Here is a 15,980-nt window from a genome sequence, read left to right as displayed (position 1 = left end):
GCCGGCCGCGTCAGACCGGAATCGGTTCGTCCACCAGGCTTTGGTTGAACGCATGCACGAAGGCGTGCTCATTCGACCCAGGGTTGTCGCGCAGCGGGCGAATGGCCTGGACCAGCACCTCCGGCGCGTCGGACCCCAGCCCTTGCATCGTCTCGGCGATGAACGCATCCAGCGGCATGGCGCGCGGATCGCCGCTTTTCTTGATGAGGTCCGTATCGACCCACGGCGGCGCAATTTCCTGCACCGTCACGCGGGTGTCGCGCAGCATGAACCGTTGCGACAGCGCGTAGGAATGCAGCGCAGCCTTGGAGGCGGAATACACCGCGTTCGAGGCGATCGGCACGTACGCGAGGATCGACGTGTTGTGGATGATCGTCGCGCGCGGCTGGGCCTTCAGATGCTCGATGAGGGCGGACGTGAGGCGGATCGGCCCCAGCAGGTTTGTGTCCAGGATCCGTTGCGACACGGCGTCGTCGATCGTGGACGAGGGGTCGTCGAACGGCATGATGCCGGCGTTGTTGATCAGTACGTTGAGCGTCGGGTATTTTGCGATCAGCGTCTTGGCGACGCGTTCGATGTCCTGGGCGTTGGAGATATCCAGGGCGATGCCTTCGATGCCCGGATGCGCTGCGGCGATGTCGTCCAGCAGCGCCTGCCGGCGGCCGGCGACGATGACCTTGTTGCCCAGGTCGTGAAGGGCGACGGCCAGTGCGCGGCCGATGCCGGAGGTGCCGCCGGTGATGAAGATGGTGTTTTGGGTCAGTTGCATGTGCGTGCCTCGGTGGAGTGGATGAGCGTCTGCAATCAGTGCAGATCGCGGTTCAGGCACTATGCGGCAGATCGTGAATGTCTCAAATGTCAATAAAGCGTCGATTTAAGACATGGTGCAGCGGTTGGCGGATTTTGCCGAGTGAATTGCGTGCCTGGGCCTGCATAAGCATTTCACCCATTGACGCCGGCTGGTGGCTTCAATAGCCTATATCCGTCATTTACGGACATGGATACACAGATGCGCCAGATCGGCCTCATCCTCGAAGACGGTTTCCAGGTCATGGGCCTTGCCGCGCTCGCGGCCTTCGAGTTCGCCAACATCGCGCTGGAGCGCGACGGGTACCGCGTGACCATCCTGTCGGAAGGCGGCGGCATCATCCGCTCGACCATGAACGCGGGCATCGAGACAGTTGCCCTGGGTGTCATGCCCGACACCCTGATCGTGGCGGGCGAACTGATGCCCCGGCCTGTCACGCCGGGCCTGGCGCGCTATGTGGCGCGCGCCGCCACCGAAGCGCGGCGTGTCGCGGGCGTGTGCACGGGCGCCTTTGTTCTGGCCGAGGCCGGTCTCTTGAACGGCCGCGCGGCCACCACCCATTGGGCGCATGCGCGCACTCTTCAGGACCGTTTTCCCGAGGTGCGCGTCGACCCCGACCGCATTTTCGTGCGTGACGGCAACATCTGGACGTCCGCCGGCATGTCGGCCGCCATCGATCTCGCCCTGGCGCTGATCGAAGACGACCACGGCGCGGCGCTAGCCCGCGATGTGGCACGGCGGCTGGTCGTCTATCACCGGCGCCCGGGCGGCCAATCCCAGTTTTCCGCCTTGCTGGAACTGGAACCGCGTTCCGACCGGATCCAACGGGCGCTGGTCTATGCCAAGGAACACCTGCGAAATCCCTTGACGGTGGACGAACTGGCCGAGGCGGCACGCCTGTCGCCGCGGCAGTTCAGCCGCGTGTTCCGCGAGGAGACCGGGCATTCCCCGGCCAAGGTGGTGGAGCTGCTGCGGCTGGAAGCGGCCCGCGCCATGCTCGAAGCCGGGCGGCATTCGCTGGACATCGTGGCGCGGGACACCGGCTTTGCCGACCGCAACCGCATGCGGCGGGCGTTCCTGCGCGCCTATGGCCAGCCGCCCAGCGGGGTGCGGCGCGCGGGACGAATGACCGCGCCGGATGACGCGCCGCCGCCGTGAAACTGTCACTGAGTTGAACGCGCGGGCGCCGTAGCGCAATGTCGCTGACTCCCGGATCGTTGTGATCTAACATGCGCCATTCCCGCTAGCCGCGCATGCGGTATCCACGTTCACACGGTTGCCTTGCACTCTCCATCACCCGCGACGCGTCCTCTCGATTGGCTGAATTTTTTCGTGGCCGATGTGCGGGATGGACTTGGGCCTTACCTGGCAATCTACCTGCTCGCCGTCCACCATTGGCGGCCTGACAGCATCGGGCGTGTCATGACGATCTCCGGGCTGGCCGCGCTGGCGGCGCAGACGCCGGCGGGCGCGCTGGTGGATCGTGCGTCGAACAAGCGTGCGCTGCTGATCGCCGCCGCCGTGCTGGTGACGGTGGCGTGCATGGCCGTCCTGGCCAGCCCGAACTTCGCCTGGGTCACGCTGACGCAGGCGGTCGCGGGCGTTGCGTCGTCGGTCTTCGCACCCGCCATCGCGGGCATCACGCTCGGCCTGACCACGGCCCACGCCTTCACGGCGCGCATCGCGCGCAACGAATCGTTCAATCACGCCGGCAACGGATTCGCGGCGCTGCTGGCGGGCGGACTGGCGTACGTCTGGGGGCCGGTCGCGGTGTTCTACCTGATGGCAGCGATGGCGCTGGCCAGCCTGGCGGCCACCCTGCGCATCCCCGCGCATATCGACCCGGACAAGGCGCGCGGGCTGGCCGAGCGCGCCAATGCGGGGGCGCATGCGCAGCCCGTGCCGCTGCGCCAGTTGCTGTCGAACCGGCCGCTCCTGCTGCTGGCCTTGAGCTGCGCGCTGTTTCACCTGGCCAATGCGGCCATGCTGCCGCTGGTCGGGCAAAAGCTCGCCCTGGCAAACCCGGCGCTCGCCACGCCGCTGACCGCCGTCTGCATCGTCGCGGCGCAGTTCGTGATGATTCCCGCCGCGATGGCCGTCGGGCGGTACGCAGACCAATGGGGACGCAAGCCGCTGCTGCTGATCGGGTTTCTCATCCTGCCGCTGCGTGGCGTGCTGTACACGTTTTCCGACGACACCGCGTGGCTGGTGGGCGTGCAGTTGCTCGACGGCATTGGCGCGGGCATCTTCGGCGCCGTCCTGCCCTTGATGGTGCTGGACCTGACGCAGGGCTCGGGCCGCTTCAACGCCAGCCTGGGCGCCGTCACCACAGTGTTCGGCATCGGGGCCGCGCTGAGCAACGGGCTGGCTGGCGTGATCGTGCAGCACGCGGGTTACAGTGCAGCGTTTCTTGCGCTGGCCGGCATTGCCGCGCTGGCCTGCGTGACCCTGCTGGTCTTGCCGGAGACGCGCGCGTCCGCCGCATCGGCCCCCGCGCCGGCTTCCTCTTCCCTTCCTTGATGCATTCCTGAACGCATGTCGCTATCCAATGCCGTGATCTGGTTGATTGCCGCCGCGACCACCATGGCCATTCTCTTTCGTCCCTGGCGGCTGCCCGAGTACGTGTGGGCAACGGCCGGCGCGGTCGCCTTGGTGGTGCTAGGCTTGCTGACCGCGCGGCAGGCCGGCGGCGCCATTCTGGAAGGCACCGACGTCTATCTGTTCCTGATCGGCATGATGCTGGTGGCGGAGGTCGCCCGGCAGGCAGGCCTGTTCGACTGGGTGGCTGTGCTGGCGGCCGACCACGCCGCCGGGTCGGCGCGGCGGCTGTTCGACCTGGTGTTCCTGGTGGGCACCGGGGTCACCGTGCTGCTGTCCAACGACGCCACGGCCGTCGTGCTGACGCCTGCCGTCTACGCGGTGACGCGTGTCGTCGGCGCGCCGCCGTTGCCGTATCTGTACGTCTGCGCCTTCATCGCCAACGCGGCCAGCTTCGTGCTGCCGATCTCGAATCCGGCCAACCTGGTCGTTTTCGGCGACCGCATGCCTGCGTTGGGGCCGTGGCTGGCGCACTTTGCCCTGCCGTCCGCCCTGGCCATCGGCGCCACCTACGTGACGTTGCGGCTGGTGTTTCGCCACGACCTGCGCCAGCCCTTGAAGCCGTCGCCGCCGCTGCCGCCCATGACCTTGCCGCTGCGCATGGCCGCGCTGGGCGTGGCCATCACCGCGGGCACGCTGCTCATCACCTCGGCGCTTGGCCAGCGTCTGGGCCTGCCCACGCTGATCGCCGGTTGCGTGTCGGCGGCGCTGGTGCTGGCGGTCACGCGATCCAGCCCGATTCGCCTCATCAAAGGGGTGGCGTGGGGCGTGCTGCCGTTGGTGGCGGGCCTGTTCGTGCTGGTCGAGGGCATGGCCGCCAGCGGCGTGCTGCAAGACCTGGCGAACCTGATGCGCAGCCTGTCCGCCGACGCGGCGCTATGGGCGGGCGGGGTGGGGGCCGCGCTGTCGGGCAACGTCATCAACAATCTGCCGGCCGGGCTGATGGCGGGCACGCTGGCGCGCATGGCCGACCTGCCCAGCGCCACCACCGCGGCGCTGCTGATCGGGATCGACCTGGGCCCCAACCTGTCCGTCAGCGGATCGCTTGCGACCCTGCTGTGGCTGCTGGCCGTGCGCCGCGAAGGCATGCACATCAGCGCGCTCAGTTTCCTGCGGCTGGGCATCGTGGTCATGCCGCCGGCGCTGATCCTGGCGCTGGGCGCGCTGCACGTGTTCAGCTGACCCCGCGCAGGCGCGCGCCCATTTCAGAATGTCCCGCGCACCGTCAGGGTGGCGTTGCGCGGATCGCCGTAGAAGCTGCCCCAGCCCGGCGCGCCGATGGTCTGGTAGTAGGTCTTGTCGAAGAGGTTGTTCACGTTCAACGCGGCCGACCAGTTCTTGTTGATCTGATACCCGACGCGCGCATTCCACACCGCGTAAGCCCCTTGCGAGACGCGCACCGACCGCGTTTCCGTGTAGCTGCCCGTCTGGTAGTTCACGCCCGCGCCCAGCGACCACGCCGACAGTTCGCCCGGCAGCCGGTAGTCGGACCACAGGCGCAGGATGTGCTTGGGCGTGACCGTGCGGGCGAAGTTGGTGTTGGTGACCTGCGTGTCGTCCAGGAACTTCAGCGTATTGAAGGTGTAGCCCGCGAACAGCTGCCAGCCCGGCGCCACTTCGCCGCTGATCTCGGCGTCCAGGCCCTGGCTGCGCACCTTGCCGCTCGACAGGTAGCAGATGTCGCCCGTCGCGCACACGCTGGTCAGATCCTCTTGCGCGCGGTTCTTCTGGTCGACGCGAAAGAGCGCGATGGACGTGTTCACGCGGCCGTCCATCAGCTCGCCCTTAAGGCCGATCTCGTAGTTCTTGCCCACGATGGGATCTAGCACCTTGCCGGATGCGTCCACCGCGTTCTGGGGCTCGAAGATCTGCGCGTAGCTGACGTAGCCGGACCATTGGGGATTGAACGCGTAGATCAGGCCGCCGTAGGGGGTGACGACGCCGTTGTCCTTGTACGGATCGACGTATTGCTCGCCGCTGTCGCGATAGCGGCTGGTGTTTTCGTACCAGCTCATCCGCGCGCCCGCCACCAGCGTCAGCGGGTCGGCCAGGCTGAAGCGGCCGACGCCGTAGACGCCCGTCTGCTTCATCTTCACGATGGTGGCCGCGCTGCGGTAGGCGTTATCGCGCATCCAGTCATCGGTGGGCTCCGGCACATGATGATCCGGGTTCCACACGTTCACGGCGCGATTCAGGCGATTCAACGCAAAATCGTTCTTGCTGGTGAGCTCGTTGATGCTGGCGCCGACGCTCACCGAATGCTTGCGGCCCAGCGCTTCGAAGGCGCCGTCCACATCCAGATTCAGCGCCTTGTTGCGCGTGGACATGTCGAACAGGCCCGCGTACAGCATGGGACCCAGGCCCGTCTCCGGGTTCACGGCGCCTTCCGTGAACGCGTACTTCGAGTCGTTGGATTCCTGCGAGGACGTGCCCGTCAGCTTGAACGACCAGTCCTTGTTGAAGCGGTGCGCCAGTTCGGCAAAGACGGTGGTCTGCTTGCCATTCCAGCGGTTCCAGTCCTGGCCCAGCGAGGTCGGCCGCTTCAGGCCGATGTCGTCGCCATTGCTGTAGTGGGGCAGGCCGTGGAAGAAGGGGGTGGAACGCAGTTCCTCGTAGCTGACGCCGCCGGTCAGCGTGGTGTCCGGGCTGAAGTCATAGCTGAGCACGCCGTACAGCACGCCGGTGCGGCTTTGCGCTTCGTCGTAGAAGTAGTCACGGTCGTTGTAGCTGGCCACGCCGCGGGCGCGCAGGGTGCCGGCCTCGTTCAGCGGCGCGCTGGCGTCGATGTCGGCGCGGTAGTTGTTCCACGAGCCGCCGCTGGCCAGCATCTGCACCTGGGGCTCGGCGAGCGGGCGCTTGCGCACCAGGTTGACGGCCGCGCTGGGCGAGCCGGCGCCTTGCAACAGGCCCGTGGCGCCGCGGATGATTTCCACGCGGTCCAGCGTCACGGTCTCGGTGGTGAAGCTGTTGGCCTGGGGGTAGTAGAACGCGCGGTTCACGCCGTCGAACTGATAGCTGTCCACGCGAAAACCGCGCGAATACACGTAGCTGCCGCCCATCGGGCTCTTGTAGAGCGTCATACCGGTGCTGTTGGCCAGCACGTCGTCCAGCGTGTTGGCGTTCTGGTCGTCCATGCGCTGGCGCGTGACCACGCTGACCGACTGCGGAATTTCCTTGAGCGTCTGGCGGCCCTTGCCGATGGTCACCACGCGGCTCGTGTAGCTGCCCGTGCCCTCGGTGACCGGATCGTCGGTCATGCCGGTCACGGTCACCGGCGCCAGCGTGGACACCCCCGGCGCGTCCTGCGGCACGCGCCGCAATTGATAGCCTTCGCCGTTGGCGTTGGCCACTGCCTGCAGGCCCGTGCCCGCAAGCAGCCGGGCAAGTCCCTGCTCGGGCGTGTACCGGCCCGTCAATCCCTGCGTCCGCACGCCGCGCGTCAGCGCTGGCGAGGCCGCCACCGTGACCTTGGCAGCAACGCCAAACTGACCCAGCGCCACGTCCAGCGTGGCGGGTGCGATGGCGAAGGCAATCTCGCCGGCGGGCGCGGCCTGCGCCCACGACGCGGCCGGGGCGGCCAGCGAGGCGGCTGCCGTCAGGGCAAGGTGGACGGCAAGGCGCAAACGCATGCGCGGTGACGATGACAAGGCAAGGGGAGAGCGGGACTGGCGTCGTGCCATGACTGGAGTTTCCTGATTCGTCGATTGAAAAGCGCGGCCCTCGGGCGCCTCGGGGCCTTCTCTTCGTCTAACGAACCAGAACTGAAAATCTGCGGCGCGGTTACAAAATAGTCGGAATGGGCGGGGTGGGGGCCTGCGGTGACCGGCTGGCTCACGCCCGGCCCACGGTGACCCAGTAGCGCGTGCGATAGCGCAGCCTCAGGTCCAGCACGCTGGCCAGCACCTCCAGCGCCTTGTCCGTGTCGTCGATACGGAATGCGCCCGTGACCTCCCGGTGTGCCACGTCGGCGTCGCAGCGCACGATGCCCGCGCGGTAGCGGCCCAGCTCTTGCACGAACCGGTCCAGCCGCATGCGGTTCGCCACCAGCATGCCTTCGGTCCAGGCCGGCGCCGCGCCGTCCACCGCGGTCACTGGCGACAGGGCGTTGCGGTCGAATTCGGCTTGCTCGCCCGCATGCACCACACGGGCCGGCTGCACGCGCGAGTCCGGCTCCACGCGCACCGCGCCTTCAAAGACCGCGACGTGCGTGGCCCCTTGGCCGTCATCCTTTTGCCGCACCGAAAAGCGGGTGCCCAGCGGCGTCAGCAGGCCATTGGGTGTGCTGACGGCAAACGGCCGGCCCGCGTCGTCGTGGCCCGTGGCGATCAGAATTTCGCCGCTGCGCAGTGTGATCCGGCGTTGCCGCGCGTCGTAGCGCATCGCCACGGCGGAATCGGTGTTCAGCGTCAGCACGGTGCCGTCGGGCAAGCGCACGACGCGCTGCTCGCCCGTAGCGGTCCGGTACACGGTGCTGCCGTCCCACACGCCTTCGCGCGCGCCCAACCAGCCCATGGCGCCCAGACCGACGCCGGCCGCCATCCACTTCAGCGCGCCGCGGCGCGAACGCTGGTCGCAATAGCGCAAGATCGTCTGGCCCGCGGCGGCGCCGGCCAGGTTGGCGGAGGTGGCGGATTTCAGGTCCTGGCTGATGCCCTGCAGGCGCTGCCAGGCGAGTTCGTGGCGCGCGTCGGCCTCGCGCCATTGCGTACAGGCGGCTTGCGTGGCGGCGTCGGGCGCATCCCCGGTGCGCATCATCCACTGCGCCGCCTGCCGGATGATGTCCGGGTGCACCCGTTCGGCGGGGGCAGCGCTCATGCGTACAGCGCCGCGTAGCAGTGTTCCCACGCCTTGATCATGTCGCGCTGCACGGCCGCCACCGAAATGCCCAGCTCGCGGGCGACGTCCAGATACGGCAGGCCTTCCACCTGCGCCAGCACGAAAACCCGGCGCACGCGCGCTGGCAACTGCTCCATCATGCGGCAGACGGCGTCCAGCGCCTCGACCACTAGCGCATGCGTCTCGGGGCTGGGCTCGACCGCTTCACTGCGCGCGGCAAGCGTCTCAAGATAAGCCTGCTCGATCGCCCGCCGCCGCGACTGGTCGATCAACAGGCGCTTGGCCACCGTGGTCAAAAAACCGCGCGGCTCGGCAAACGCGGCGCGCGATTCGCTGCGCATGACCCGTTCGAACGTGTCGTGCGCCAGATCGGCGGCGTTGTCGGCATTGCCGGCAAGCCGTCGGCGCAGCATCTGCACGAGCCAGCCGTGGTGCTCGCGGTACAGGCTGACGAATTCGGCGGAGGACGCAAAGTGGGCGGGCGGCACGGGTCGGCTTGGCAGATGCTAATGGGAATGATTGCTAATTGTAGCCAATCAGCGGCGCGTGGCGAATACTTTTCACGCGCCGTTGCGGTCCCGCCCTCCGTGGTCCGCGATGGCGGGCCCATGCAACCGCCAGGTTCATGCGGCGCCCGCTCCGGGGGGGCCGCAAACCTCTCATCGTTGTCCGTATGCCTTCAAACCGCGCCCAATCGCCACAGCGACGTCATCTCCCGGGACCGCGCCGCATGCAGCGGATCGTTCGCGTCCCGCGCCTTGCCGTGCATCGGCCGCGTGTCCAACTTCTCGATCACGCGCAGGCCGGCGGCCTCGATCATCGCGAGCAGTTGCTCGCGTGTGCGCAGCCCCAGATGTTCGGCCAGATCCGACAGGATCAGCCATCCTTCGCCGTTCGGCGTCAGATGGTCCTTCAATCCATTCAGGAAGCCACGCAGCATGCGGCTGTCCGGGTCGTACACGGCATGTTCCAGCGGCGAGCTGGGCCGCGCGGGCAGCCAGGGCGGGTTGCAGACGATGAGCGACACGCGGCCTTCGGGGAAGAGGTCGGTCTGTTCGACCTCGACCTGCCCGGACAACCCCAGGCGTTCCAGGTTCTCGCGCGCGCAGGCAATCGCGCGGGGATCCATGTCGGTGGCGATGACGCGCTTGCCGCCGCGGCGGGCGATGACGGCGGCAAGCACGCCCGTGCCCGTGCCGATATCGAAAGCCACGCTGCCGCGCGGCATCGGCGTGTTGGCGACCAGGTCCACGTATTCGCCGCGCACCGGCGAGAACACGCCGTAGTGCGGGTGGATGCGGTTGTTCAGGGCCGGAATCTCCACGCCCTTCCTGCGCCATTCGTAGGCGCCGATCAGGCCCAGCAGTTCGCGCAGCGACGCGACGTAGGGCGTATCGCCCGGCACGTTCGCGGCTTCGCAGGCCAGATGCGCGTCGGGCGCGCGGCGCAGGGGGATGGTATGGCCGGCGTCGAAGGGAATCAGCAGCATGCCCAGGATGCGGGCGCGCTGCGATTGGACCTGACGATGCTGGTTGAAGGCCTCAAGTTGGGTTTCCACCGGTTTGCGCGGACGCTTGTCGACGCGGCGGGTGATGGCCTGCAACAGCTGGCGCGCGTTCTGGAAGTCGCCGCGCCACAGCAGGCCCACGCCTTCGCACGCGTGGCGGTAGGCCATGTCCGCGGTCAGGGTGTCGTCGGCGACGATGACGCGTTTGGGCGGCGTGGCGCCGGTTTCCGAGTGCCAGCGCGCCGAGCGGGCGACGCCGTTTTCTTCCCACTGCAGTTCGGGCGCGTTCAAGAGGTCGCTCCGGCGGGGAATGGGGGGAAGGGCAGGATCATGGGGAAAGGCACATAAAAGAGAAGGGCGCGGGCTGCCAATGTAGCAGCTTCGCGCCCTGGGGCCGTCGCGCGGCGCACCGGGCGCCGCGGCATGGCGGGGTCAGTGGAACAGCACGACGGCCTTTTGCAGCGTGATCCAGATGCCCCAGGCCAGCGGAATGCCGACGCAGGCCCACGCAAAGGCGATCAGCGCGGGCGGCGTGCGGAAGTTCGACCTGCCCACGCCGTGGGTTTCGGCGGCCACGGCGCGCTCGTGCGCCAACGCCTTTTCCTTGGCCAGTTCCTCGTCGGTCATGAAGTACTTGGCGTTGACCGGGCGGATGGCAAGGTTGCACAGGAAGCCCACGACCAACATGCCGGCCAGGATGTACATGGTGATGTCATACACCTGGGCGCGCGGCACGCCGATGGACAGCTGGTATTCGCGGATGTAGTTGACGAGAACCGGCCCGAAGATGCCCGCCGCGGACCACGCGGTCAGCAACCGGCCGTGGATGGCGCCGACCATCTGGGTGCCAAACAGGTCGGCCAGGTAGGCGGGTACCGTGGCAAAGCCGCCGCCGTACATCGACAGGATCACGCAGAACGCGGCCACAAAGAGCGCCAGGGCGCCCATGTGCGCGGTCCACGGAATGGCGGCGTACAGCACGAAGCCCAGGACGAAGAAGACGAAGTACGTCATCTTGCGGCCCAGCTTGTCGGACAGGCTGGCCCAGAAGAAGCGGCCGCCGATGTTGAACAGGCTGAGCAGGCCGGTAAAGCCGGCGGCAATCGCGGCGATGGCCGCGAGCTGGTCCTTGTCGAGCTGGCCAAAGCCCAGCTCGGGTTTGTCGATCAGCCCGCCGCCAAACACTTCCTGCAGCAGCGGCGAAGCCATCCCCAGGATGCCGATGCCCGCCGTGACGTTCAGGCACAGCGCCCACCACACCAGCCAGAACTGCGGCACGCCCCAGACGCGCTTCACGTGCACGTGTCGCTGCGTGATCATGACGTTGTTGACCTGCTTGGCGGGCGGCGTCCAGCCGGCGGGCTTCCAGCCGGTGGGCGGCACGCGGTAGCCCAGCGCGCCGGACATCATGAAGATGAAGTACACCAGCGCCATGGTCAGGAAGGTCTGCCAGACGCCCGGTGAGGTCGGCGTGGCAAAGTGGCGCATCAGCATGTCGGCCAGCGGCGCGCCGATCATGGCGCCGCCGCCAAAGCCCATGATGGCCATGCCCGTTGCCATGCCGCGGCGGTCCGGAAACCACTTGATCAGCGTGCTCACCGGCGAGATATACCCCAGGCCCAGCCCGATCCCGCCGATGACGCCTGACCCCAGCCACAGCATCCACATCTGGTGCAGGTAGATGCCGATGGCCGAGATGACCAGGCCGCCGCACCAGCACAGCGCCGACACGACGCCGGCCTTGCGCGGGCCGGCCCGTTCCAGCCAGCCGCCCCACAAGGCGGCCGAACACCCCAGCAGCACGAAGAACAGGGTGTACATCCACCCCATGGTCGAGATCTTCCAGTCGCAGCTCGTGGTGAACAGTTCGGCCACGAGGCTCATGTCGGGCGGGCAGGCCAGCGGCTTGGCCCCGCCCACCACCTTGGACAGGGGCAGCCAGAACACCGAAAAGCCGTAGGCCATGCCGATGCAAAGGTGGATGGCCAGCGCGGCGGGGGGCACCAGCCAGCGCGAGAAGCCCGGTCCCGCGATGGTGCGTTCTTTGTCGAGAAATCCCGGCCGGGAGCCCGGCAGGTCCAGGGTGGCGCTACTTTCCATGATGTCTCCTCAGGGGTGCGGCTTTATAGCGTGCGTAGGCCGGAAGTGCCCGGTCCCGCCGCCTCTTTTATGGATCTGTTGCTGTCCTGCCACTGCGGGGGGACCGCCGCGCGGGCGGTCCGGGTGCGCTATGCGACGCGCGCGCGCGGCGTCAGCCGCTCGCGATGCTGGGTGACCGCCTGCAGCACCAGCGGGTGCAGCTGTTCCTCGCCGGCGTCGCCGTCCGGGCTGCGCGCCAGGAAATCCAGCAGCTCGGTGCGCATGCGCGGTTCCCAGAACTTCTGGATGTGGTTGGTGACGCTTTCCAGCGCCTCGGGCCGGTCCGGCATGGCGTCGAAGAACTGGCCGATGCGGTTGGCCATGCGGATCAGGTTGACGATTTCCATTGCTGTCTTGCGTCCGGTTCAGGTAAGGATGCGTTCGGGGTGGGTGTAGATGGCGGCGTCGCCATCGCGCGTGAAGCCCAGCAGGGTGACGTTGGCGTCGGTGGCCAGACGGATGGCCAGCGCGGTGGGCGCGGACACCGAAGCCAACACCGCAACGCCGGCCGCGGCCGTCTTCTGCACCATCTCGAAGCTGGCGCGGCTGGACACCACGACGATGCCGTCGGCGCCGTTGACCGCCTGGCGCGCCAGCGCGCCGGCCAGCTTGTCCAGCGCGTTGTGGCGGCCCACGTCTTCGCGGACCAGCGCCACGGCGCCGTCGGCGCCCGACCAGCCCGCGGCGTGCGTGGCGCCCGTGATGTCGTGCAGCGTCTGGCGGGCGCGCATGTCGCGCATGGCGGCCAGCACCGACTTGATGCGCACCGGCGCCCCATTGGCGACCGGCGCCACGGGCCGCAGCACCTCGGGCAGGGTTTCCACGCCGCACAGGCCGCAGCCGGTGCGACCAGCCATGGCGCGGCGCCGCGTCTTCAGGCGCATTTCACAGGCGGACGAGATCTCCAGCTGCACGACGATGCCGCCGCATTGCGGCAGCAGATCGATGCCGCGCACGTCGCTCACGCTGCCGATGATGCCTTCGGACAGCGAGAACCCGACGGCAAAGTCCTCCAGGTCTGCGGGCGTGGCCAGCATGGTGGCGTGACTGATGCCGTTGAATTCCAGCGCCACCGGCGTTTCCTCGGCCACGTAATCGGTCTCGGCGTCGGTGGCGATGACCCCCGAGCGCACGCGGATGACCTGGGTCGGCGTGCAGTCGGGGCGGGCGGTGGTCGGCGTAGGCATGGGATCCCTGGCTGGCTGTCGGTTACTTCCCGGTCAGCGCCGCCTCGCTCTCGCGCGAGCGTTCGCGCAGGAGCTTTTGCTGGATGTCCGCAAATCGCGACCATTGCCGCTGCCATTCCGACGGTTGCGACACGCGCGTCACCTGCACGGCCGTGACCTTGTATTCGGGGCAGTTGGTCGCCCAGTCGGAGCTGTCGGTGGTGACGACGTTGGCGCCGGACTCGGGAAAGTGGAACGTGGTGTATACCACGCCCGGCTGCACGCGGTCGGTCAGCGTCGCGCGCAGCACGGTTTCCCCGGCGCGGCTCTGGATGCCCACCCAGTCGCCTTCGGCCACGCCGCGGTCCTCGGCGTCCTGCGGATGAATTTCCAGCACGTCCTCGCCGTGCCACATCACGTTGGGCGTGCGGCGGGTCTGCGCGCCCACGTTGTATTGCGACAGGATGCGGCCCGTGGTCAAGAGCAGCGGGAAGCGGCGCGTGCTGCGCTCGTCGGTGGGCACGTACTTGGTGATCATGAAGCGGCCCTTGCCACGCACGAACTGGTCGATGTGCATGATCGGCGTGCCTTCCGGCGCGTCGTCGTTGCACGGCCATTGCAGGCTGCCCAGCTTGTCGAGCTTGTCGTACGTGACGCCGGCAAACGTGGGCGTCAGCCGCGCGATCTCTTCCATGATTTCGCGCGGGTGCTTGTAGTTCATCGGGTAGCCCAGCGCGTTGGACAGCGCCACCGTCACTTCCCAGTCCGACTTGCCGTTCTTGGGTTCCATCACCTTGCGCACGCGCGAGATGCGGCGCTCGGCGTTGGTGAAGGTGCCGTCCTTTTCCAGGAACGAGGAACCCGGCAGGAACACGTGCGCGTACTTGGCGGTCTCGTTCAGGAACAGGTCCTGCACGACGATGCACTCCATGGCCGCCAGCGATGCCGCCACGTGCTGCGTGTTGGGATCGGACTGCACGATGTCTTCGCCCTGGCAGTACAGGCCCTTGAAGGACCCGCCCAGCGCGGCCTCGAACATGTTGGGGATGCGCAGGCCGGGCTCGGGTTGCAGCGTGACGCCCCAGTCCTTTTCAAACTGGGCGCGCACGGTGTTGTCCGAGATGTGGCGGTAGCCGGGCAGTTCGTGCGGGAACGAGCCCATGTCGCACGACCCCTGCACGTTGTTCTGGCCGCGCAGCGGATTCACCCCCACGCCTTCGCGGCCGATGTTGCCGGTGGCCATCGCCAGGTTGGCAATGGCCATGACGGTGGTCGAGCCCTGGCTGTGCTCGGTGACGCCCAGGCCGTAGTAGATGGAGCCATTGCCGCCGGTGGCAAACAGGCGCGCTGCGCCGCGCACCGCCTGCGCGGGCACGCCGGTGATTTCTTCCATGGCTTCCGGCGAGTTCTCGGGCAGCGACACGAAGTCGCGCCATTCCTTGAAGGCCTTTTCTTCGCAGCGCTCGGCCACGAAATCCTCGGCGATCAGGCCCTCGGTGGCGATGACATGCGCCAGCGAGGACAGCAGCGCCGTGTTGGTGCCCGGCCGCACCTGCAGGTGGAAGTCGGCCTTGATGTGCGGCGAGCTGACCAGTTCGATGCGGCGCGGGTCGATGACGATCAGCCGCGCGCCTTCGCGCAGCCGGCGCTTCAGGCGCGAAGCAAAGACGGGATGGCCGCTGCTGGGGTTGGCCCCCATCACGATGACCACGTCGGTGTGCATGACGGAGTCAAACGTCTGCGTGCCGGCCGATTCGCCCAGCGTCTGCTTCAGCCCGTAGCCGGTGGGCGAATGGCACACGCGCGCGCAGGTATCGACGTTGTTGGTGCCGAAGGCGGCGCGCACCAGCTTCTGCACCAGCCAGGTTTCTTCGTTGGTGCAGCGCGAGGACGTGATGCCGCCGACCGCATCGCGCCCGTACTGGCTCTGGATGCGGCGGAATTCGGAAGCCGCGTAGTTGATCGCCTCGTCCCAGGACACTTCCTTCCAGGAATCGGTGATGTGCTTGCGGATCATGGGTTTGAGCACGCGTTCCTTGTGCGTGGCGTAGCCCCAGGCAAAACGTCCCTTCACGCAGGAATGGCCGCGGTTGGCCTGGCCGTCCTTCCACGGCACCATGCGCACGACTTCCTGGCCCTTCATTTCGGCCTTGAAGCCGCAACCCACGCCGCAGTAGGCGCAGGTCGTCACGACCGAGTGCTCGGCCTGGCCCATCATGATGACGGTCTTTTCCTGCAGGGTGGACGTGGGGCAGGCCTGCACGCAGGCGCCGCAGGACACGCATTCGCTATCCAGGAAGGGCTGGTCCTGGCCGGCCGATACGTGCGAGTCGAAACCCTTGCCGGAGATCGTCAGGGCAAACGTGCCTTGCGTTTCCTCGCAGGCGCGCACGCAGCGGTTGCAGACGATGCACTTGGATGCGTCGAACGTGAAGTAGGGGTTGGACTCGTCCTTCTCGGCCTTCAGATGGTTGGCGCCGTCCTGGCCGTAGCGCACGTTGCGCAGGCCCACGACGCCGGCCATGTCTTGCAGCTCGCAATCGCCGTTGGCCGGGCAGGTCAGGCAATCGAGCGGATGGTCCGAAATGTACAGCTCCATCACGCCGCGGCGCAGGTCGTGCAGCTTTGGCGTTTCGGTATAGACGACCATGCCGTTCTCGGCCGGCGTCGTACAGGACGCGGGATAGCCGCGGCGGCCTTCGATCTGCACAAGGCACAGGCGGCACGATCCGAACGGTTCAAGGCTGTCGGTGGCGCAGAGCTTGGGGATGTTGATGCCGGCGTCCGCGGCCGCGCGCATCAGCGACGTGCCTTCGGGAACGGTGACTTCCTGGCCGTCGATGGTCAGGGTGACGGTCTTTTCGGACACGCGCGCCGGCGTGCCCATGTCGCGATCGCGCTTGATGACGGTTTCTAGCATGGCGGT

At 67.6% G+C, this 15,980-nt stretch carries 12 protein-coding genes; 3 read left to right on the top strand and 9 right to left on the bottom strand.

What is annotated here, in order from left to right; all coding sequences use genetic code 11:
- Window positions 1-10 precede the first annotated feature (10 nt).
- On the bottom strand, window positions 11-769 hold the full coding sequence (locus QEP15_RS19770) for an SDR family oxidoreductase (protein WP_175155141.1): 759 nt from the start codon (window positions 767-769) through the stop codon (window positions 11-13).
- Window positions 770-1,009: 240 nt separating this feature from the next.
- Here QEP15_RS19770 and QEP15_RS19765 point away from each other — a divergent pair, with 240 nt between their 5' ends.
- The 3 genes from QEP15_RS19765 to QEP15_RS19755 all read left to right on the top strand — a co-directional run bounded on the left by QEP15_RS19765 (window position 1,010) and on the right by QEP15_RS19755 (window position 4,588).
- A complete protein-coding gene (locus tag QEP15_RS19765) occupies window positions 1,010-1,966 on the top strand; it encodes a GlxA family transcriptional regulator (protein ID WP_152382331.1) in 957 nt (318 codons plus the stop codon).
- Window positions 1,967-2,140: 174 nt separating this feature from the next.
- The gene (locus tag QEP15_RS19760) at window positions 2,141-3,328 is read left to right on the top strand and encodes an MFS transporter (RefSeq protein WP_227741286.1); all 1,188 of its coding nucleotides are present in this window, start codon (window positions 2,141-2,143) and stop codon (window positions 3,326-3,328) included.
- 15 nt (window positions 3,329-3,343) lie between these two features.
- The gene (locus tag QEP15_RS19755) at window positions 3,344-4,588 is read left to right on the top strand and encodes an arsenic transporter (RefSeq protein ID WP_280147907.1); all 1,245 of its coding nucleotides are present in this window, start codon (window positions 3,344-3,346) and stop codon (window positions 4,586-4,588) included.
- Window positions 4,589-4,611: 23 nt separating this feature from the next.
- On the opposite strand, the gene QEP15_RS19750 is transcribed toward QEP15_RS19755, so the two are convergent.
- From QEP15_RS19750 to fdhF, 8 genes are all read right to left on the bottom strand, one after another.
- On the bottom strand, window positions 4,612-7,086 hold the full coding sequence (locus tag QEP15_RS19750; protein ID WP_280147906.1) for a TonB-dependent siderophore receptor: 2,475 nt from the start codon (window positions 7,084-7,086) through the stop codon (window positions 4,612-4,614).
- Window positions 7,087-7,237: 151 nt separating this feature from the next.
- Entirely contained in the window at window positions 7,238-8,221 is a 984-nt protein-coding gene (locus tag QEP15_RS19745) for a FecR domain-containing protein (RefSeq protein ID WP_280147905.1), read from the bottom strand.
- Window positions 8,218-8,730: a sigma-70 family RNA polymerase sigma factor gene (locus QEP15_RS19740; RefSeq protein WP_217618346.1), complete on the bottom strand. Its 513-nt coding sequence runs from the start codon at window positions 8,728-8,730 to the stop codon at window positions 8,218-8,220. The genes QEP15_RS19745 and QEP15_RS19740 overlap by 4 nt, the downstream gene beginning before the upstream one ends.
- Before the next feature lie 191 nt (window positions 8,731-8,921).
- A complete protein-coding gene (locus tag QEP15_RS19735; RefSeq protein WP_280147904.1) occupies window positions 8,922-10,040 on the bottom strand; it encodes a methyltransferase in 1,119 nt (372 codons plus the stop codon).
- Between the two features lie 141 nt (window positions 10,041-10,181).
- Window positions 10,182-11,849, bottom strand: coding sequence for an OFA family MFS transporter (locus tag QEP15_RS19730; protein ID WP_152382325.1), 1,668 nt, complete (start codon window positions 11,847-11,849; stop codon window positions 10,182-10,184).
- 128 nt (window positions 11,850-11,977) lie between these two features.
- A complete protein-coding gene (locus QEP15_RS19725) occupies window positions 11,978-12,235 on the bottom strand; it encodes a formate dehydrogenase subunit delta (protein ID WP_280147903.1) in 258 nt (85 codons plus the stop codon).
- Window positions 12,236-12,253: 18 nt separating this feature from the next.
- Entirely contained in the window at window positions 12,254-13,075 is an 822-nt protein-coding gene (fdhD, locus tag QEP15_RS19720) for a formate dehydrogenase accessory sulfurtransferase FdhD (protein ID WP_152382324.1), read from the bottom strand.
- A 22-nt stretch (window positions 13,076-13,097) separates the two neighbouring features.
- Window positions 13,098-15,974 (bottom strand): formate dehydrogenase subunit alpha, encoded by a 2,877-nt coding sequence (fdhF, locus tag QEP15_RS19715; RefSeq protein ID WP_280147902.1) that lies wholly within the window; start codon window positions 15,972-15,974, stop codon window positions 13,098-13,100.
- Window positions 15,975-15,980: the final 6 nt, after the last annotated feature.

The organism is Achromobacter mucicolens, from assembly GCF_029866465.1.
Classification (GTDB): domain Bacteria; phylum Pseudomonadota; class Gammaproteobacteria; order Burkholderiales; family Burkholderiaceae_B; genus Achromobacter; species Achromobacter mucicolens.
Note: the sequence above shows the minus strand (reverse complement) of the source record. Positions and strands in the feature narration are given on the sequence as shown.

Excerpts from the sequence above, each read along its gene's own strand:
- QEP15_RS19770 (WP_175155141.1), bottom strand. The coding sequence starts at position 769 with ATGCAACTGACCCAAAACACCATCTTCATCACCGGCGGCACCTCCGGC.
- QEP15_RS19765 (WP_152382331.1), top strand. The coding sequence starts at position 1,010 with ATGCGCCAGATCGGCCTCATCCTCGAAGACGGTTTCCAGGTCATGGGC.
- QEP15_RS19755 (WP_280147907.1), top strand. The coding sequence starts at position 3,344 with ATGTCGCTATCCAATGCCGTGATCTGGTTGATTGCCGCCGCGACCACC.
- QEP15_RS19750 (WP_280147906.1), bottom strand. The coding sequence starts at position 7,086 with ATGGCACGACGCCAGTCCCGCTCTCCCCTTGCCTTGTCATCGTCACCG.
- QEP15_RS19745 (WP_280147905.1), bottom strand. The coding sequence starts at position 8,221 with ATGAGCGCTGCCCCCGCCGAACGGGTGCACCCGGACATCATCCGGCAG.
- QEP15_RS19730 (WP_152382325.1), bottom strand. The coding sequence starts at position 11,849 with ATGGAAAGTAGCGCCACCCTGGACCTGCCGGGCTCCCGGCCGGGATTT.
- QEP15_RS19725 (WP_280147903.1), bottom strand. The coding sequence starts at position 12,235 with ATGGAAATCGTCAACCTGATCCGCATGGCCAACCGCATCGGCCAGTTC.
- fdhD (WP_152382324.1), bottom strand. The coding sequence starts at position 13,075 with ATGCCTACGCCGACCACCGCCCGCCCCGACTGCACGCCGACCCAGGTC.
- fdhF (WP_280147902.1), bottom strand. The coding sequence starts at position 15,974 with ATGCTAGAAACCGTCATCAAGCGCGATCGCGACATGGGCACGCCGGCG.